Origin of the sequence: Phenylobacterium sp. (assembly GCF_030697925.1) — a bacterium.
Taxonomy (GTDB): Bacteria; Pseudomonadota; Alphaproteobacteria; order Caulobacterales; family Caulobacteraceae; genus Phenylobacterium.
Map to the genome: position 1 here is coordinate 1 of NZ_JAUYOJ010000127.1, position 17519 is coordinate 17519.

The following is a 17519-nucleotide window of genomic DNA, read 5'->3' on the forward strand; positions in this document are numbered from 1 at the left end:
ATGTCCATGGTGCTGGCCAGACCCGGGCTCGGCGAGGTCGCCTATCTGGGCGCCATCGGATCCACCTTGATCGCGCTGGGGCTCGCGAACGGGTCGTTCTCGCGATCTGTGATGATGGCGTTCGCCGCCCCCTCGCTGCTCTTGGGCGCGGTCGTGGCGATAATCGTCTTGCCGATCGCCCAGACGCTCGGCGTCATCGGGGCCTTGAGCGTGCTTGGCTTCACGCTCGCCCTTATCTCCACGCACACCCTAAGGGCCATTGCTGAGTGGCACGCCGCTTACAACGCCAACGCCGCGATGATCCCGGAACTCGAGGCTGCGCGCGACCAGGCGCTGAGAGATCGCATCTTGGCCGAAGAAGCCCGGGAAGACGCCCGGCGAGCGAACGCCGCGAAGTCGAACTTTCTCGCCACCATGAGCCACGAGATTCGCACGCCCATGAACGGGGTGCTCGGCATGGCTCAGCTGCTTCGGCGGGACGGACGCGACCCTCGCCAAACCGAACGTTTGGACACCTTGATCCAAAGCGGTGAATATCTGCTGTCGATCCTGAACGACATTCTCGACTTTTCGAAGATCGACGCGGGTCGCCTGGAGATCGAGCCGGTCGTCGAGGATTTCCACGCCTTCATGGACCACATCGTTAACTTCTGGGGCGCGCGCGCCGACGAAAGCGGCCTCGCCCTCACGCTGTCGCTCGATGAGGCCGTGCCGCGGCATGTCTGGATGGATGCCCTGAGGCTGCGACAGGTTCTGTTCAATCTTGTCGGGAACGCACTGAAGTTCACCGACCGTGGCTCAGTGAAGGTTTTGGTCGCGGCTCGTCCAAACACCGACGATAGCACCTGGATCCATGTGGCGGTCCATGACACCGGCGCGGGAATCGCCGCCAGCGCCCTTCCCAGCCTCTTTGACCGTTTCTCCCAAGCCGACGATACGGCGGAACGTCGGTTCGGCGGTACCGGACTCGGGCTTTCGATCGCCAAGCGACTGACAGAGCTGATGGGCGGACGTATTTGGGCCACAAGCGAGTTGGGCGTGGGATCTGTGTTCCACATCGAGCTCCCGCTCGGTCTGGCCGACCCTGGCCAGGAACTCATCGGGGGAGAAGAGTCGGTGGCCGATGAGGTTGATTTGCCCCCGCTGCGGATCCTCGTCGTCGACGACAATTCGACCAACCTACTCGTCCTGGAACAACTCCTGGCCGCCTTCGGCCACGGGACCACGAGAGCACAAAGCGGAACTGAGGCCCTGGCTCACCTTGAAGGCCAGGTCTTCGACCTTGTGCTGATGGACATCCAGATGCCCGGGATGACGGGGATTGAGGCCCTGCGGAAATTGCGCGCGTCAAACGCCGCCAACTGCCAGACGCCGGTTGTGGCCCTCACGGCCGATGTCGTCTCCGGCGGCCGGGATCACTATCTTGGTTTGGGATTCAGCGAACACGCGGCGAAACCCTTTCAAATTCCGGACCTCATGCGGGCCATCGAGGCTGCGATCAAAACCGAAGCCCCCGAACCAAAGATTAGCGTACGCCTATCCTAGGTTGGCCGGTTCGTCGACGATCGATCAGCTCAGCAATCCGCCCTCGTCGATAGACGATCCCGAAGGCATTCGAACGAAATTCCCCTTGCACCCCGGCCATGACGCCACGCCGGCGGCCTTCTGCTTGTCGTCGACACCGCGGAATACGCCGACGGTCAGGTGCAGCCAAGGCTTCTTCACAGGCCGCCGGCCGAGCATCGGCCCGCAATCCAGCGCCTGCATCGTGCGCCACAAGCCCCTCGGATTGCTCAACCGAGGCTCAACGACGAATGGCATAGGCGCCCGCGCGCCCGGCCGAACGGGTCATTGGGGGCTGGAGCGCTCAATCGCGCGCAGAAGCGCCGAACCGGCAACCGGCTTGGATACGACGACAGCGTGGGGAATGGTGGATTGGATGGGCTCGAGGACCTCGCCGCTCCGATAGGCCGTCACGAAAACGATCCGCGCGTCGACGGTTTTGCGAGCCTGTCGCACCGCTTCGACGCTGCCCATGTTCACGGGCGAGATGGATAGCTCGATAGGGAACTCCGCGCCCGACTCGCGGAGGGCGGAGACTCGATGCGGCGGCCGAGGAGCGGCCCGTCACCGGTCTTCAGGAACCGATCGAGACCGCGGCGACCTCAGGTCGGCGGACCGCATCGGGAGATGCGAGGCGAAGCCTGCTCATTTGTCGCATGTCTTGGGTCTTTTCACCCCCAGGTTGGGTGACAAAGAACGGCGTTGCGAATAGTCGGGAACCCGACCATTCGAGAAGAATTGAGACCCGCATGATCGACGCGCTTCTAGTCGAATCCTATCGCCGAAAGGCCGACGATCTACTGCGCCAGGCGGCGGCGGCGAACATGGCCGAGCGCGGACGGCCGACCGATGAAGCGGCAAGTTGGCATCTAAAGGCTGTCGCCGTTGCGGGCGGCGGCGGGCAGCCCGAAGCCGAACCGATAGCTCCTGATCTGGGCGATGAATCGGAGGAGCCGAGGGTTTAGAGGCGACGTTCTTGTGGGGCGCCGTAAAGCCCGCCTCAAGTTTTCACCTCCATCCTGATCTCATGGTCGAGCGTCCGCCCCCTCCTTCCCAAGCCGTCGGCGCGGATCGCCGCGAAGAGCTCCGGCGAAGGGTTCTCTTGACCGGCATCTTGATTCACGGCCCCGCCGACCTGACCGTCGACTGCGCGGTCCGCGACCTGACCGATTCTGGCGCTCGCGTTCGGCTGGGCGCGCCTGACGATCTTTCTCAGCCATTGATGTTGCTGGTCTGCCGTTCGGGCGAAGCCTTCGAGGGCGAAATCGCGTGGCGACGGGGCAATGAGGTCGGGCTCTCATTCTTGCGTCGATGTGATCTCACCGCCCCCCGGACGGGCCGAGAGGCGACCGCGCGCCGGCTCTGGATCGAACGAAGCGCGCGCTAAAGCTGGAACGGCCCGCGCGGCGCCGAGCCGCCAACCCCAAGGCGTTGAGCCAAACGCCCGCCGCCGGCGGGTGCGGGACGTCGACGGCCGCGAACCTTGCGAAGATCGCCAGGTCGAAGGCGCAGTCGGTCGGGACGAAAGAGAGGATGTCGCGGTCGAAGGCCGCGGACGGATCGCAGCTGTCGCCGCCGTCTGAGCGGCGGCTTCCCTCACGGATCGACGCGGATCTCGCCCTGCATTCCGGGGGGCGTGGCAGTGGTGCTGAATAGTCTCAGCCTGTTTGAGGATCAGGCGGCACGGTCTTACCGGAGCGCGTTGCTGCTCTGCCGTGAAGTTCGGCGTAACTGCCGCTCAGAAGGAGTCCGACGGCGGCGCGGCGCTGGGCGGACCCCTGCTACGCGACCGTTCAGCGGCCCGTACGGGCAGTCCCCCACGCACGCGGTCGAGAAAGGCCGTTCGGTCGCGGCTACGCCGCAGCCTGTCTATGCACGGCGGGGCCGCCGTCTATGCGAACCGCCGAACCGCCGCCTTGTGAACGCCATCCGAGACTTCCGATCTTCATGGTGTTTGCACGTGGAGGAACGACAATGTCCGCGACCAAGATTCTCTGGGGGCAGATCCTCGTCGTCTCCGCCATGGTGCTGGCGACGACTTGGGGCGCGACCCAGTGGACGGCGGCGCAACTGGCCTATCAGCCTCAGCTCGGGCCGCCCTGGCTGACGATCCATGGCTACCGCCTCTATCCGCCGCCCGCCTTCTTCTGGTGGTGGTTCGCCTATGACGCCTATGCGCCGAGGATCTTCGCGCGCGGGGCCTATATCGCCGCCTCCGGCGGCATTCTCGCTGTCGTCGTCGCCATCGCCATGTCGGTCTGGCGCGCCCGGGAGGCCAGGGAGGTCGCGACCTACGGATCGGCGCGCTGGGCGAGCCCCGAGGAAGTCCGGGCCGCGGGGCTTCTGGGACTCGACGGTGTTGTGCTGGGCAAGCTCAGCCGCGCCTATTTGCGCCATGACGGACCCGAGCATGTGCTGTGCTTCGCCCCGACCCGATCGGGCAAGGGGGTGGGCCTGGTCGTCCCGTCGCTGCTGACCTGGCCGGGCTCGGCGATCGTCCACGACATCAAGGGCGAGAACTGGGGCCTGACTGCCGGCTTTCGGGCGCGCTTGGGCCGCGTGCTGCTGTTCGATCCGACCAATCGGGATTCCGCAGCATACAACCCGCTGCTCGAAGTGCGCCGCGGCGAATGGGAGGTGCGCGACGTCCAGAACGTCGCCGACGTGCTGGTCGACCCGGAAGGCTCGCTCGAGAGGCGCAATCATTGGGAAAAGACCAGCCATTCGCTCCTGGTCGGCGCCATCCTGCATGTCCTCTACGCCGAACCGGACAAGACCCTGGCCGGCGTCGCGGCGTTCCTGTCGGACCCGAAGCGGCCGATAGAAGCGACCTTGAGCGCCATGATGCGCACCCCGCACCTGGGCGCGGCCGGGCCCCATCCGGTCGTGGCCTCGGCGGCGCGGGAACTTCTCAACAAGAGCGAGAACGAGCGCTCGGGCGTGCTGAGCACGGCCATGTCGTTCCTTGGCCTCTATCGCGACCCCGTGGTGGCGCAGGTCACGCGCCGGTGCGACTGGAGGATCGCCGACCTCGTCGAAGCCGGCCGGCCCTGCACCCTCTACCTCGTCATCCCGCCCTCCGACATCAGCCGCACCAAGCCGCTGATCCGGCTCGTGCTCAACCAGATCGGCCGACGGCTGACCGAGGAACTGGCGCCCAAAACCCGACGCCAGCGCGTCTTGCTGATGCTCGACGAGTTTCCCGCGCTGGGACGGCTGGACTTCTTCGAGAGCGCACTCGCCTTCATGGCCGGCTATGGCCTCAAGGCCTTCTTGATCGCCCAGTCGCTGAACCAGATCGAGAAAGCCTATGGCGCGAACAATGCGATTCTCGACAACTGCCATGTGCGGGTGAGCTTCGCGACCAACGACGAGCGCACGGCCAAGCGCGTGTCGGACGCGCTCGGCACGGCCACCGAGATGCGGGCGATGAAGAACTATGCCGGCCATCGTCTATCGCCCTGGCTCGGCCATTTGATGGTGTCGCGCGCGGAGACGGCGCGGGCGCTGCTGACGCCCGGCGAGATCATGCAACTTCCGCCCGCTGAAGAGATCGTCATGGTCTCCGGCATCCATCCGATCCGGGCGAAGAAGGCGCGCTATTTCGAGGACCGGCGCCTGGCCGAACGCATCCTTCCGCCGCCCGGTCAGCGCGCGCCGGCCTCGCCCCCGCCCGATGATTGGAGCGGCCTGACGAGCATGTCCGAACCCGCGCCGGCGGCGGCGATGAGCGCTGGACCCGCGGCGAAGGTCGAGGGTGATCCGGCGAATGCCGGAATTCGCCGCGAGCCGGACCTGCCCGCGCACGAGGAGATCGTCGGTCCGCCGCCGTGCCGTCAGGAGTTCGGGTTCGACGACCAGGACGGCGACGACGAAGCGGTGCGGCTTCGCGCGCTTCAGCAGCGCATGCGCGGCCTCGCCCGTCAGGCCTCGCTCGATCCCGGCGACGGCCTGGAGCTGTGAACCCGGCCATGCGGACCAAGCACACCTTCCGGCTACCGCCCAAGCTCGCCGGCCAGCTCGCCGAGTACGCCATCCGCAAACGCGTCTCGCAGGCCCTGGTGGTCGAGACGGCGCTGGCCTCCTTCCTGTCGCCCGACAGCGCCGAACGCCTCGAAGCCGCGCTCAGCAGGCGGCTCGACCGTCTCAGCCGGCAGGCCGACCGGCTCGAACACCATGTGGAGATCTCCAACGAGGCCCTGGCGCTCTTCGTGCGCTTCTGGCTGACCAGCACGCCGCCGCTGCCGGACAGCGCTCTGACCGCAGCCCAGGCCAAGGGCCGCGAGCGCTATGCGGGCTTCGTCGAGGCGCTGGGCCGGCGGATGGCCAAGGGCGCCAGCCTCGCGCGCGAGCTCGCCGAGGACGTCCCCGGCCGACCCGATCAGGAAGGCGCAGCCGGCCCCGACCACGTTCCTCAGGAAGGCTGAGCCTTCAATCTTGTCGGCGCTGTCGTGGAACTCGACATAGGTGAACTTGGAGATCCGGTCGACGGCCAGGAATTTGATCAGCCTGCCGTCGGCGTGGCGCAGCTCGGAGCCGTCGATGTGGACGTTGCCGATCTCATAGGTCTTGAACCGCTTGTGCTGCGCCTTGGTCTCCTCGACCTGCAACCCGGAGGTGCTGTGGAGCCCGAGGCAAGCGGTGCAGGGCGCTGCGGCTGAGGTTGGGGATCGTGTCCATCAGGCAGCCCAGCACATCGTCCAGCGGTAGCAGCGGCCGGCGTCGAAACTCTGCGACGATGACTCCCTCGGTCGGCGTCAGCGCCGGGCTCTTCGGCGCTTTCGGCCTGATCGGCGCATCCGTCGTCGTGTCCGCTTGCGCCACTTGCGCACCGTCTTGCGGTTCAGACCGTAGCCGGCGGCAGGGGCCCGGCTACTCTCTTGCGACGCCTGGAGCTCGGCACGAAGACGCGGCGTCGCGTGGGCGCTGGCTCGCGTACGGCGTGAGTTTCCACAACCCCTGTGAGAAATTGATGGTCACTGTCAGGAACCCGACACATGACCGCCCCCGCGAGGCTGCGGTGGGGATAGGCGATGGCACAGGGCGACGGCGCGGCGGCGACGTTTCGAGCGTTGTTGGTGAACGTCGATCACATAACAGGCGCCCTGCTGACCACTGTGCTGGAGGAGCAGGGGTTCGATCTGACCTACGTGTCCAGCTCCACGGCCTATGAAACGTTGGACAAGAATGTCTCTCAGCTCGGCGCGCTTGTCGTCGATGTCGATACTGGCGGCATCACCGGGTTCGAGATCGCCCACTATGCGAGGCTCCGGAATCCGGCCGTTTCGGTGATCTTCCTTTCGGGCGCTCACCGGGACTCGGTTGAGAAGTTCGGCGTATCCGGCGCGGCCCACGTGACGAAGCCGTTCGACCCCGATCTCCTGGTCATGATCCTGCGCGCGCTGGCGGCCAGCGTCGGTTAGCGGCGATAGGCGCGCGCCCGCGCGCGATGAAACATCGGGTCGGGTAACGCTGGTATGTTTCTGAGTTGAAACTTGCTACACGTCCCGCGAATCGAACCCGTGCTCAGATGTCCCGGCGTCGGTAACCTGACAGCCGCGACGGTGATTTCGAAATGACGACGGGTCTAGCCGCATTGCGGCTCCTGGTGATCGACGACAACGAGCAGATGCGCACGATCGTGGGCACGGTGCTCGCCGCCGCCGGGGTCCGCCACCTGCACTATGCGCCCGACGGCAAGCGCGGCCTGGAGATGATGTCGGGGCCGGCTATCGACGTGATCTATGTCGACTACGAGATGCCGGTGATGAACGGGCTGGATTTCGTCTTGGCGGTGCGGCGGCTGACGACCGCCGCACGCTTCACGCCGATCATCATGCTCACCGGCCACTCCGACCGCATCCGGCTTACCGCCGCTCGCGACCGGGGTGTCACCGAGTTCCTTAGTAAGCCGGTGACGGCCCGGACCATCCTCACCCGGCTCAACGCGGTGATCATGCAGCCTCGGCCATTCGTGAACGTGCCCAGCTACTTCGGCCCCGACCGGCGGCGTAAGCAAGGGGCGGGATATGCAGGACCGCTGCGCCGACAATCAGACCTGAGCCAGGTCATCGAACTCTAGGCGGGTGAGGGCGCGGCGGGTCGTTGGGCGTTCATCGACGTCGGCTGCCCCAGGGTCCGCCGCACCAGTTGCCGCAGGACGTTCGCCGCCGCGATCTCCTCGCGCATAGCGCCCATGAAGTCGACGTGCTTGGCGTCGCCCCACTCGACTTCGATCCTGCCGCCGATGACCCGGTAGCGCCCGCTATAGCTCTGCGGGCCCAACAGAGTCTCGATAGGTTTCCAGTGCATTTTTGTCTCGTGCTCCCTACCGCGCCGCATCAAGCGCGCCGGGATAACGATGGTGTCTGAGCGTGGCGTTAATGGCGGGCAGAAAGACGTGGATCAGGGCATGACGACATCGTCGGGAGCGGGAACCTAGCCCCGCTCGGCGAGCCTTCGCGCGAGATCGAGGACAGCGCGCCGTTGTGCGCCTGGTGGAATGCGTCCGAACGCACGGACCAGGTCCAGCACGCCGGGTTCGCTCATGAGCTCCATGACGTCGCCGAACGGGCGCTCGTTGTCGGCCCGCTCGTCCACCAGTTCGGGGATCGTCGTGCCGAGCGCGCGGGCGATCCGCGCCAGCATGGAGATGCTGATGCGGTTTGCGCCGCGTTCGTACTTCTGAACCTGCTGGAACGAGACGCCGATAGCGTCCGCCAGCTTGCTTTGGGAGATGTCGCGCGCCTTGCGGAGCAGGCGCACGCGGACTCCGACGGCGATGTCGACGGGGTCCGGCCCGTCCTTGGGTTCGTTCATTCGGTGCTCCGCTCCCCCAGATTCGCCGCGCTTGAATGCGCCGCTTTATCTATGTCTATCAATTCTCGACAGCTTGAGCACGTGCGTGAATGCGGAGCGTGGTCGACCGCTCCGTGACCGGCCCGCCATCCAATTTGCATGTCGGTCGATGGAACGAACGCTCGAGCTCGGGATTCCCGCCGCAGGGGTTTCCGTGCCGCTGCCGCCTGTTCTCCTCGACCGAGTCCAAGTGCTCGATAGCGAACATCGCAGCGTGGTGGCCATCAGTGCGCCCGCGTACGCCGCCAACGTCGGACAGGCGCTCACGCTCATCAGCGTCTGCATCATGTCGAGCGGCCATATCCTAACGAGGCTGCACGCCGTCAGAGCGCAGGCGGAACGCATCGCGGCTCTCGTCATCACACCGGACGTGAGCGTTCACGATCTGGAAGACGCCCGGCAGGCCGCGCTCGTCCTGATCGACGACTTGCGTGCAGCGCTAGTCGATGCCCGACCCTCGGTAGGCGCGCATCTCGCGCGCCTGGACTGGCCGCGTACCTAGCGCTCGCGAAGGTGACTGAGATTGTCGCCGCCAGCACCACCCTCCTCACAGAGCTCCATCCGGTTGCCGGATGCCTCAGGTTCGACCTACTGGCGTGGCGAAGTCCAACCAATCGATCGCGACGCCCCGCGGGGTCGCCCCATGGACCCTATCCCGCCATCCGCCTGTCGCTGCACGCCAGGCTACGACGCGGCCAAATCCTTGTTGTTCCGCCCCATTTCCCGCCCCTTCTAATCACCCCCGTTCACCGGCCGCATCCCGGCCGGCCTCAACAGGGGGCCCGACGTGGCGATCCATCCGCTCCGCTCTGAAGCTGTGATCCGCGGCGCGCGAATGCTGCGCACGGCGTTGGGGCCCGCCATCGCCGCCTGGCTCGAGGATCCAGCCGTCGTCGAGGTGATGCTCAATCCCGACGGCCGGCTGTGGGTCGACCGTCCGGGCGAAGGACTTGTCGACACCGGACAAGTCCTGTGCGCCGCCGATGGCGAGCGGATCATCCGCCTCGTGGCCCACCATGTCGGCGCCGAGGTCCACGCGGGCGCGCCCCGCGTCTCGGCGGAGCTGCCGCAAACCGGCGAACGGTTCGAGGGTCTGATCCCGCCGGTCGCCTTGGCCCCCGCCTTCGCCATCCGCAAGCCGGCGGTCTCGGTCTTCACGCTTGACGACTACGCGGCGGCAGGCGTCATGACCCAAGCCGAGGCGGACGCGCTGCGCCGCGCCGTCGCCGAGCGCCGCAACATCCTGGTGGCCGGCGGCACCTCGACCGGCAAGACCACCCTGGTCAACGCCCTGCTCGCCGAGGTCGCCAAGACCAGTGACCGCATCGTCCTGATCGAGGATACGCGCGAACTCCAGTGCGCCGCGCCCAACCTGGTCGCGCTACGCACTCAGGACGGCGTCGCCACCTTGGCCGACCTCGTCCGCTCATCCCTGCGCCTGCGCCCCGACCGCATCCCGATCGGCGAGGTCCGCGGCGCTGAGGCGCTCGATCTCATCAAGGCCTGGGGCACCGGCCACCCGGGCGGGCTCGGCACCATCCATGCCGGATCGGCGCTCGGCGCCCTGCGCCGCCTGGAACAGCTCATCCAGGAAGCGGTCGTCACCGTTCCACGCGCCCTGATCGCCGAGACCATCGATCTGGTCGCCGTCCTGACCGGCCGCGGCGCCGAGCGGCGCCTCACCGAACTCGCCCGCGTCGAGGGGCTCACCCCTTCTGGCGACTACGCGCTCATTTCAGCAGGAGACGTCCCATGATCCCCACCAAGCGCAGGCTGCTCTCCAGCGCCATGCTCGACCGCCTGGGCCGCATCGGCCTCACCGCAGCGGGGTTGCTCTACGCCGCGCCCGCCCATGCGGCCGGATCGTCAATGCCGTGGGAGGCCCCGCTGCAGTCGATCCTGCAGTCCATCGAGGGCCCGGTGGCGAAGATCATCGCGGTCATCATCATCATCGTCACCGGCCTGACGCTCGCCTTCGGCGATACCAATGGCGGGTTCCGGCGGCTGATCCAGATCGTCTTCGGCCTCTCCATCGCGTTCGCGGCCTCGAGCTTCTTCCTCAGCTTCTTCTCGTTCGGCGGCGGGGCGCTGGTCTGATGGACGCGGGCGACGCCATCCCCGGTTACTCCGCCCCGGTTCATCGCGCGCTGGTCGAGCCGATCCTGCTGGGCGGTGCGCCGCGCGCGGTCGCCATCGCCAATGCCACCCTGGCGGCGGCGATCGGCCTGGGCCTGCGGCTCTGGATCGCCGGCCTGGTCCTCTGGGCCATCGGCCATGCGGCTGCCGTGTGGGCGGCCAAGCGCGACGCCCAATTCGTCGAGGTCGCGCGGCGGCACCTGCGCTACCCGCCGTTCCTGCGCGTGTGAGCCGGCGCCATGATGCAGCTCGGCGTCTATCGCAATTCCATCCCGGCCCTGGCCGACTTCCTGCCCTGGGCGGCCCTGGTCGCGCGGGGCGTCGTCCTCAACAAGGACGGGGCCCTGCAGCGCACGGCGTGCTTCCGGGGACCGGATCTCGACAGCGCCACGCCCGCCGAACTGATCGCGGTGACCGCCCGCCTCAACAATGCGCTCCGTCGACTGGGCTCGGGCTGGGCGATCTTCGTCGAGGCTCAGCGGACGCCCGCGCCGCACTATCCGGAAGGCGTCTTCCCCGATCCGGCCTCGGCGCTGGTCGACCTTGAGCGGCGCGCGCAGTTCGCCGAGGAGGGCGCCCATTTCGAGAGCCGCTACTTCCTGAGCTTCCTGTGGCTGCCGCCGGCCGGGGACGCCGCGCGCGCCGAGGGCTGGCTCTATGAGGGGCGTCAGCGCAAGGGCGTCGACGCCTGGGAACAGGCCAAGAGCTTCATCGACCGCACCGACCGGGTGCTGCAACTCGTCGAGGGCTTCGTCCCCGAGATCGCCTGGCTCGATGACGCCCAGACCCTGACTTATCTGCATTCGACAGTCTCGACCAAGCGCCAGCGGGTGCGGGTTCCCGAGACGCCGATGCACCTCGACGTCCTGCTCGCCGACGAGCCGCTCACCGGCGGCCTGGAGCCGCGTCTGGGCGACCATCACCTGCGCACCCTGACCGTCGTCGGCTTCCCGACGCAGACCTTTCCGGGCGTGCTCGACGACCTGAACCGCCTGGCCTTTCCTTATCGCTGGTCGACGCGCGCGATGATGCTCGACAAGACCGACGCCGCCAGGCTGCTCAGCCGGATCCGCCGGCAGTGGTTTTCCAAACGCAAGTCCATCGCCGCCATCCTCAAGGAGGTGATGACCAACGAGGCGTCGGTCCTCTTGGACACCGACGCCGCCAACAAGGCCGCCGACGCGGACGCGGCGCTGCAGGATCTGGGTTCGGACCAGATCGGCCAGGCGTTCGTGACCGCCACGGTCACCGTCTGGGATGAGGACGCCGCCAGGGCCGCCGAGAAGCTACGGCTGGTCGAGAAGGTCATCCAGGGCCGCGACTTCACGGTGATCGCCGAGGGCGTCAACGCCGTCGAGGCCTGGCTTGGCTCCCTGCCGGGCCAAGTCTACGCCAATGTCCGCCAGCCCCCGGTCTCGACGCTGAACCTCGCCCACATGATCCCGCTTTCGGCGGTGTGGGCCGGGCCGGAGCGCGACGAACATCTCGATGCGCCGCCGCTCTTCTACGCCAAGACCGAGGGCGCGACGCCCTTCCGCTTTTGCCTGCATGTCGGCGATGTCGGCCACACCCTGGTCGTCGGCCCTACGGGTGCGGGCAAGTCGGTGCTGCTGGCCCTGATGGCGCTGTCGTTCCGCCGCTACGCCGGCGCCCAGATCTTCGCCTTCGACTTCGGCGGCTCGATCCGGGCCGCGGCGCTCGCCATGGGCGGCGACTGGCACGATCTCGGCGGCGCCGTCGGCGCGGACCGGGACGACGCCGAAGCGCCCGGCGTCGCCCTGCAGCCCCTGCGCCGCATCGACGATCTGGCCGAGCGCGCCTGGGCCGCCGAGTGGCTGGCGGCGATCCTGGTCCGCGAGGGCGCCGCGATCACGCCCGAGGCCAAGGATCATCTGTGGACGGCCCTGACCTCGCTCGCCTCGGCGCCGGTGGGCGAGCGGACGCTCACAGGGTTGGCCGTCCTGCTGCAGTCCGCGCCCTTGAAGCGCGCGCTCGCCCCTTACTGCGTCGGCGGCCCGTTCGGGCGTCTGCTCGACGCCGAGGCGGAATATCTTGGCTACGAGACGGTCCAGGCGTTCGAGACCGAGGGCCTGATCGGGGCGGGGGCGGCGCCGGCGGTGCTGGCCTATCTCTTCCACCGCATCGAGGCCCGGCTGGATGGCCGGCCGACCCTGATCGTCGTCGACGAGGGCTGGCTGGTGCTCGACGATGCGGGCTTCTCGGCCCAGCTTCGCGAATGGCTCAAGACCCTGCGCAAGAAGAACGCCTCGGTCCTTTTCGCCACCCAGTCCCTGGCCGACATCGAGACCAGCGTGATCGCGCCGGCCATCGTCGAGAGCTGCCCGACGCGCCTCTTCCTGCCCAATGATCGCGCGCTCGAGCCGCAGATCACCGCCATCTACCGCCGCTTCGGGCTCAACGATCGCCAGATCGAGATCCTGAGCCGCGCCGCCCCCAAGCGCGACTATTACTGCCAGTCGCGCCGCGGCGCCCGGCTGTTCGAGCTGGGCCTGGGCGAGGTGGCGCTGGCTTTCGCCGCCATCTCCAAGCCCGACCAGGTCCTGATCACCCGCCTCTTGGCCGAACACGGCCGCGAGGGCTTCGCCGCCGCCTGGCTGCGCGCCCGCGATCTCGGCTGGGCGGCCGACCTCGTTGCAACCCTGACCCTGGAGACCCTGCCATGACCGCCGTCCTTGCCCGCCGCGCCGTGATCGCCGGCGTCTGCGCCCTGTCCCTCGCCGTCTCGGCCTCGCCGGCCGGCGCGATCGTCGTCTTCGACCCAACGAACTACGCCCAGAACGTGCTCACCGCCGCGCGCGCCCTGCAGCAGATCAACAACCAGATCGCCGCCCTGCAGAACCAGGCGCAGTCGCTGATCAACCAGGCCCGCAACCTGGCGAGCCTGCCGTTTTCGTCGCTGCAGGCGCTGCAGGGCCAGATCCAGAGGACCCAACAGCTCCTCGGCCAGGCTCAGCGCTTGGCCTATGACGTCCAGCAGATCGACCAGGCCTTCAAGACCCAGTACGGCGGCATCGACCTGAAGGCCACCGACCAGGCCCTGGTCGATGGGGCCCGCGAGCGCTGGACCACGAGCGTGGCGGCCTTCGAGGACGCCCTGAAGGTCCAGGCCGGTGTGGTCGGCAATCTCGACGGCGCGCGCGATCAGATGAGCCAGCTGGTCGGCGCGAGCCAGTCGGCGTCGGGCGCGCTTCAGGCCGCCCAGGCCGGCAACCAGCTCCTGGCCCTGCAGTCCCAACAGCTCGGGGACCTGACCGCCCTGCTGGCCGCCCAGGGCCGCGCCCAGAACCTGGAGGCGGCCCAGCGCGCGGCCGCCCAGGACCAAGCCCGCGAGCAACTGCGGCGGTTCCTGCAACCCGGCCCGGGTTACCAGCCGGGCGGCGCCAAGATGTTCAACAATTGAGCGCCGCCATGGACATCTCGCTCGCCTTGCGATTTGGCGCGGTCGCCTTCGTGGTCCTGGCGATCCTCGCGACCGCCGTTCAGCTTCGCCAACCCCCGACGCCGGCGCCCATGCCTGCTCCGCCACGGCCGGCCGCGGCCGCCGATCCGCTGCGTGCGGCGCTCGCCCGATGCCAGGCGCTGGGCGAGGCCGGCGCCAGTGACGCCGCCTGCCTGGCGGCCTGGGCGGAAAGCCGTCGCCGATTCCTCGGCGCCGCCAACCCGTCGGAAGGCCGCTAGCGCCATGAACGGAACAGGGGTCATCGACCAGTTCCTGGGCGTCTTCACGTCCTATATCGACTCAGGTTTCGGCCTTCTGGGCGGCGAGGTGGCGTTCATCGCCACCACCCTGATCGTCATCGACGTCACCCTGGCGGCGCTGTTCTGGACCTGGGGCGAGGGCGAGGACATCCTCGCGCGCCTGGTCCGCAAGACCCTGTTCGTCGGCATCTTCGCCTACATCATCGGCAACTGGAACGGCCTCGCCCGCATCGTCTTCGAGAGCTTCGCGGGCCTGGGCCTGAAGGCGTCGGGATCGGGCTTCTCCGCCGCCGACCTCCTGCGCCCCGGCCGGGTCGCCCAGGTCGGCATCGACGCCGGCCGGCCCATCCTGGAGTCGATCTCCGGCCTGATGGGCTATGTCGCCTTCTTCGAGAACTTCATCCAGATCGCCGTCCTGCTGCTGGCCTGGCTGATCGTGCTGCTGAGCTTCTTCGTGCTCGCCGTGCAGCTCTTCATCACCCTGATCGAGTTCAAGCTGACGACGCTCTGCGGTTTCGTGCTGATCCCCTTCGGCCTGTTCGGCAAGACCGCCTTCCTGGCCGAGCGGGTGCTCGGCAACGTGGTCTCCTCCGGGGTCAAGGTTCTGGTTCTCGCCGTCATCGTCGGCATCGGCTCGACGCTGTTTTCCCAGTTCACCGCCGGCTTCGGCGGCGCTCAGCCCTCGATCGAAGAGGCGCTGGCCATCGTACTTGGCGCGCTGTCGCTGCTGGGCTTGGGCATCTTCGGCCCCGGGATCGCCAACGGCATCGTCTCGGGCGGCCCGCAGCTCGGCGCCGGGGCCGCGGTCGCAACCGGCCTGGCCGCCGGCGGCGCGCTGGCCGCGGGTGGGGCGGTCGCTGGCCTCGCCGTCGGCGGCGCGGCCGGAGCCATGGCCGGCGCGGTGCGGGGCGCGGCGAGCGCCGCCGGGGCTGCGACCGGCGCCTATCAGGCGGGCGGCGCCATGGGCGTGGCCAAGGCCGCCGGATCGGCGGCGTCCAGCCCGCTACGCCGCGCCGCCGATGGTCTGCGCGCGCGCTTCGACGCCGCGCGCCAGCAGCACGCGACCGCCACAGCCGCCCAGAGCGCCGATCCCGCCTCGCCACCCGGCGGCGGCCCGCCTGCCTGGGCGCAGCGGATGCGGACGGAGCAGACCCTGACCCATGGCGCTTCGGCCGCCGCCCACGCCGTGCGCTCCGGCGACGGGGGCGGCGCGGGCGCCTCGATCGATCTCTCGGAAGGATCCTGACGATGTTCCGACGCCCCACCGTCCGCTATGGCCACACGCCCGAGCCCGACACCCCCTACCGCCGCGCGCGGCAGGTCTGGGACGATCGGGTCGGCCAGGTCGCGGTGGGCAGCCGCAACGTCTGGGCGCTGGCGATGGCCGAGGCGGGCGTGATCCTCGCCCTGACCGGCGCCCTGGTCTGGACGACCGCGCGAGGGAGCGTGGTCCCCTGGGTCGTGCAGGTCGACAAGCTTGGCGAGGCGCAAGCCGTCGCGCCGGCCGCGGCCGGCTACCGGCCGGCCGATCCGCAAATCGCCTTCCACCTGGCGCGCTTCATCGAGCAGGTTCGCGCCATCCCAGCCGATCCGGTCATCGTCCGCCAAAACTGGCTGCGGGCCTACGACTTCACCACCAACAGGGGCGCGCTCGCGCTCAACGACTACGCCCGGGCCAGCGACCCCTTCACCCAGGTCGGCAAAATTCAGGTGGCCGTCGACGTCTCCAGCGTGATCCGCGCCTCTCCCGACAGCTTCCGCGTCGCCTGGACCGAGCGCCGCTATCAGGACGGCGCACTCGCGGCCACCGAGCGCTGGTCGGCGATTGTGACCGTCGTCCTTCAGCCGCCCCGCGACGTCGAGCGCCTGAAGAAGAATCCCCTGGGCGTCTTCGTCACCGCCATCAACTGGTCGAAGGAGCTCGCTCAATGACCGCAACACCTTTGCGCAAGGCCGCCCTGCCGGCCCTGCTGATGTCCGTTGCCGCCGCTGGCTGCGCCGGCGCGGCCAGGCCGCCGGCCATCGCCTATGACGCCGCGCCAGCGACCCCGGCCGTCCTGACGCCGCAGGCGCCCCGGCCGGTGGAGGTCGTGGCGATTCCCACGCCGCTGCCGCTCCCGGGACAACTCAAGCCCCTCGCCCCACCGCCGCCGGAGGCCCCCGATCCCCGCGCCCGGGTCGGCGCCGCCAACGCCGCGGCGCGCGTACAGCCAGCCCAGGGCGGCTTCATCAACGCGATCCAGCGCTATCCCTGGAGCGAAGGCGCGCTCTATCAGGTCTATACGGCCCCCGGCCAAGTGACGGACATCGCCCTGCAGGACGGCGAGCAACTCGCCGGCGCGGGGCCGGTGGCGGCGGGCGACACGGCGCGCTGGATCATCGGCGACACTGAGAGCGGCGCCGGGGCCGCAAAGCGCGTCCACATCCTCGTCAAGCCGACCGCTGCGGACCTAGCGACCAACCTGGTGATCAACACCGACCGGCGCACCTATCATCTGGAGCTGCGCGCCACGGCCGCCACCTATATGGCCTCGGTCTCCTGGACCTATCCGCAGGACCAGCTCTTCGCGCTCAAGGCCCGCAACGCCGCCGCTGCGAGCGCCGCGCCGATCGCCTCGGGCGTTGAGGTCGACGCGCTGCAGTTCCACTACCGGATCGAGGGCGACGCGCCGGCCTGGCGGCCGCTGCGCGCCTTCGACGACGGCCGGCAGGTGTTCATCGAATTCCCGGCTGGGATCGGTCAGGGCGAGATGCCGCCGCTATTCGTGCTGGGCGCGGGCGGCGCGGGCGAACTGGTCAACTACCGTGTCTCCGGGCGGCACATGATCGTCGACCGGCTGTTCGGGGCCGCCGAGCTGCGCCTGGGCGACAAGCGCTCGCAGCAGCGCGTGCGCGTCGTCCGCACCGACGGGACCGCGCGGCGATGAGCGCCCTCGAACCGGACGAGCCGCCCGCCGCCTCGGCCGCAGCGCTGCGGCTGCGCGCCGATCCGCCGCGCGTCATGCGCCTGTCGCGCAGCGCCCTCGCCGCCATGGGCGCGGTCGCGGCCTTCGCGGTCGGCGGCGCGTTGATCTACGCCCTGCAGACCCGCAGCCCCGCCAAGGGGCCGGCGGAGCTTTACAGCACCGACAGCCACACGACCGCCGAGGGCCTGACCGCGGCGCCGAAGGACTACGCCGCGGTCCCCCAGCTCGGACCGCCGCTGCCGGGCGATCTGGGCCGACCGATCGTCAGCGCCCAGC

21 protein-coding genes and 2 pseudogenes are annotated in these 17519 nt (G+C 68.7%); 18 read left to right on the top strand and 5 right to left on the bottom strand.

The window, feature by feature from the left end:
• A partial coding sequence (locus tag Q8Q88_RS11750; protein WP_305675375.1) for an ATP-binding protein occupies nucleotides 1-1545 on the top strand: 1545 nt, incomplete at its 5' end.
• A 24-nt stretch (nucleotides 1546-1569) separates the two neighbouring features.
• Here the strand turns inward: Q8Q88_RS11750 and Q8Q88_RS11755 are convergent.
• Nucleotides 1570-1797, bottom strand: coding sequence for a hypothetical protein (locus tag Q8Q88_RS11755; protein WP_305675376.1), 228 nt, complete (start codon nucleotides 1795-1797; stop codon nucleotides 1570-1572).
• A 51-nt stretch (nucleotides 1798-1848) separates the two neighbouring features.
• Nucleotides 1849-2043, bottom strand: a complete 195-nt coding sequence (locus Q8Q88_RS11760) for a hypothetical protein (RefSeq protein WP_305675377.1) — start codon at nucleotides 2041-2043, stop codon at nucleotides 1849-1851.
• A gap of 269 nt (nucleotides 2044-2312) precedes the next feature.
• Between Q8Q88_RS11760 and Q8Q88_RS11765 the strand changes: the two genes are divergently transcribed.
• The 4 genes from Q8Q88_RS11765 (at nucleotide 2313) to Q8Q88_RS11780 (ending at nucleotide 5990) form a co-directional block, all read left to right on the top strand.
• On the top strand, nucleotides 2313-2528 hold the full coding sequence (locus Q8Q88_RS11765) for a hypothetical protein (protein WP_305675378.1): 216 nt from the start codon (nucleotides 2313-2315) through the stop codon (nucleotides 2526-2528).
• A gap of 62 nt (nucleotides 2529-2590) precedes the next feature.
• Nucleotides 2591-2950 carry a PilZ domain-containing protein gene (locus Q8Q88_RS11770; RefSeq protein WP_371129851.1) on the top strand — a complete coding sequence of 120 codons (360 nt, stop codon included), beginning with the start codon at nucleotides 2591-2593 and terminating at the stop codon, nucleotides 2948-2950.
• A 587-nt stretch (nucleotides 2951-3537) separates the two neighbouring features.
• On the top strand, nucleotides 3538-5526 hold the full coding sequence (locus Q8Q88_RS11775; RefSeq protein ID WP_305675380.1) for a conjugal transfer protein TraG: 1989 nt from the start codon (nucleotides 3538-3540) through the stop codon (nucleotides 5524-5526).
• A gap of 8 nt (nucleotides 5527-5534) precedes the next feature.
• Entirely contained in the window at nucleotides 5535-5990 is a 456-nt protein-coding gene (locus Q8Q88_RS11780; protein ID WP_305675381.1) for a CopG family transcriptional regulator, read from the top strand.
• Here Q8Q88_RS11780 and Q8Q88_RS11785 read toward each other — a convergent pair.
• A pseudogene (locus Q8Q88_RS11785) lies at nucleotides 5967-6533 on the bottom strand (IS481 family transposase); the annotation flags it as partial. The gene Q8Q88_RS11780 and the pseudogene Q8Q88_RS11785 overlap by 24 nt on opposite strands.
• Before the next feature lie 63 nt (nucleotides 6534-6596).
• Between Q8Q88_RS11785 and Q8Q88_RS11790 the strand changes: the two are divergent.
• Both Q8Q88_RS11790 and Q8Q88_RS11795 read left to right on the top strand, forming a co-directional pair.
• Nucleotides 6597-6986 carry a response regulator gene (locus Q8Q88_RS11790; RefSeq protein ID WP_305675382.1) on the top strand — a complete coding sequence of 130 codons (390 nt, stop codon included), beginning with the start codon at nucleotides 6597-6599 and terminating at the stop codon, nucleotides 6984-6986.
• Nucleotides 6987-7138: 152 nt separating this feature from the next.
• Nucleotides 7139-7645: a response regulator gene (locus tag Q8Q88_RS11795; RefSeq protein WP_305675383.1), complete on the top strand. Its 507-nt coding sequence runs from the start codon at nucleotides 7139-7141 to the stop codon at nucleotides 7643-7645.
• Here Q8Q88_RS11795 and Q8Q88_RS11800 read toward each other — a convergent pair.
• Together Q8Q88_RS11800 and Q8Q88_RS11805 are read right to left on the bottom strand one after the other, a co-directional pair.
• The gene (locus tag Q8Q88_RS11800; protein WP_305675384.1) at nucleotides 7642-7875 is read right to left on the bottom strand and encodes a hypothetical protein; all 234 of its coding nucleotides are present in this window, start codon (nucleotides 7873-7875) and stop codon (nucleotides 7642-7644) included. The genes Q8Q88_RS11795 and Q8Q88_RS11800 overlap by 4 nt on opposite strands.
• 126 nt (nucleotides 7876-8001) lie before the next feature.
• The gene (locus Q8Q88_RS11805; protein WP_305675385.1) at nucleotides 8002-8382 is read right to left on the bottom strand and encodes a helix-turn-helix domain-containing protein; all 381 of its coding nucleotides are present in this window, start codon (nucleotides 8380-8382) and stop codon (nucleotides 8002-8004) included.
• Nucleotides 8383-8530: 148 nt separating this feature from the next.
• On the opposite strand from Q8Q88_RS11805, the gene Q8Q88_RS11810 reads away from it, so the two are divergent.
• From Q8Q88_RS11810 to Q8Q88_RS11860, 11 genes and pseudogenes are all read left to right on the top strand, one after another.
• The gene (locus Q8Q88_RS11810; RefSeq protein ID WP_305675386.1) at nucleotides 8531-8923 is read left to right on the top strand and encodes a hypothetical protein; all 393 of its coding nucleotides are present in this window, start codon (nucleotides 8531-8533) and stop codon (nucleotides 8921-8923) included.
• Nucleotides 8924-9256: 333 nt separating this feature from the next.
• The gene (trbB, locus tag Q8Q88_RS11815) at nucleotides 9257-10177 is read left to right on the top strand and encodes a P-type conjugative transfer ATPase TrbB (RefSeq protein ID WP_305675394.1); all 921 of its coding nucleotides are present in this window, start codon (nucleotides 9257-9259) and stop codon (nucleotides 10175-10177) included.
• A 32-nt stretch (nucleotides 10178-10209) separates the two neighbouring features.
• Nucleotides 10210-10518: a TrbC/VirB2 family protein gene (locus Q8Q88_RS11820; RefSeq protein ID WP_305675395.1), complete on the top strand. Its 309-nt coding sequence runs from the start codon at nucleotides 10210-10212 to the stop codon at nucleotides 10516-10518.
• Nucleotides 10518-10787 (top strand): VirB3 family type IV secretion system protein, encoded by a 270-nt coding sequence (locus Q8Q88_RS11825; RefSeq protein ID WP_305675387.1) that lies wholly within the window; start codon nucleotides 10518-10520, stop codon nucleotides 10785-10787. The genes Q8Q88_RS11820 and Q8Q88_RS11825 overlap by 1 nt, the downstream gene beginning before the upstream one ends.
• A 9-nt stretch (nucleotides 10788-10796) precedes the next feature.
• Nucleotides 10797-13241 carry a conjugal transfer protein TrbE gene (gene trbE, locus Q8Q88_RS11830; RefSeq protein WP_305675388.1) on the top strand — a complete coding sequence of 815 codons (2445 nt, stop codon included), beginning with the start codon at nucleotides 10797-10799 and terminating at the stop codon, nucleotides 13239-13241.
• The gene (gene trbJ / locus Q8Q88_RS11835; protein WP_305675389.1) at nucleotides 13238-13978 is read left to right on the top strand and encodes a P-type conjugative transfer protein TrbJ; all 741 of its coding nucleotides are present in this window, start codon (nucleotides 13238-13240) and stop codon (nucleotides 13976-13978) included. The genes trbE and trbJ overlap by 4 nt, the downstream gene beginning before the upstream one ends.
• An 8-nt stretch (nucleotides 13979-13986) precedes the next feature.
• Nucleotides 13987-14256 (top strand): putative entry exclusion protein TrbK-alt, encoded by a 270-nt coding sequence (trbK-alt, locus tag Q8Q88_RS11840; protein ID WP_305675390.1) that lies wholly within the window; start codon nucleotides 13987-13989, stop codon nucleotides 14254-14256.
• 4 nt (nucleotides 14257-14260) lie between these two features.
• The gene (gene trbL, locus Q8Q88_RS11845) at nucleotides 14261-15523 is read left to right on the top strand and encodes a P-type conjugative transfer protein TrbL (RefSeq protein WP_305675391.1); all 1263 of its coding nucleotides are present in this window, start codon (nucleotides 14261-14263) and stop codon (nucleotides 15521-15523) included.
• Between the two features lie 2 nt (nucleotides 15524-15525).
• The gene (trbF, locus tag Q8Q88_RS11850) at nucleotides 15526-16209 is read left to right on the top strand and encodes a conjugal transfer protein TrbF (protein WP_305675392.1); all 684 of its coding nucleotides are present in this window, start codon (nucleotides 15526-15528) and stop codon (nucleotides 16207-16209) included.
• The gene (gene trbG, locus Q8Q88_RS11855; RefSeq protein WP_305675393.1) at nucleotides 16206-17204 is read left to right on the top strand and encodes a P-type conjugative transfer protein TrbG; all 999 of its coding nucleotides are present in this window, start codon (nucleotides 16206-16208) and stop codon (nucleotides 17202-17204) included. Before trbF ends, trbG begins: the two co-directional genes overlap by 4 nt.
• Nucleotides 17201-17519: pseudogene (locus tag Q8Q88_RS11860) on the top strand (conjugal transfer protein TraI); the annotation flags it as partial. The gene trbG and the pseudogene Q8Q88_RS11860, both read left to right, overlap by 4 nt.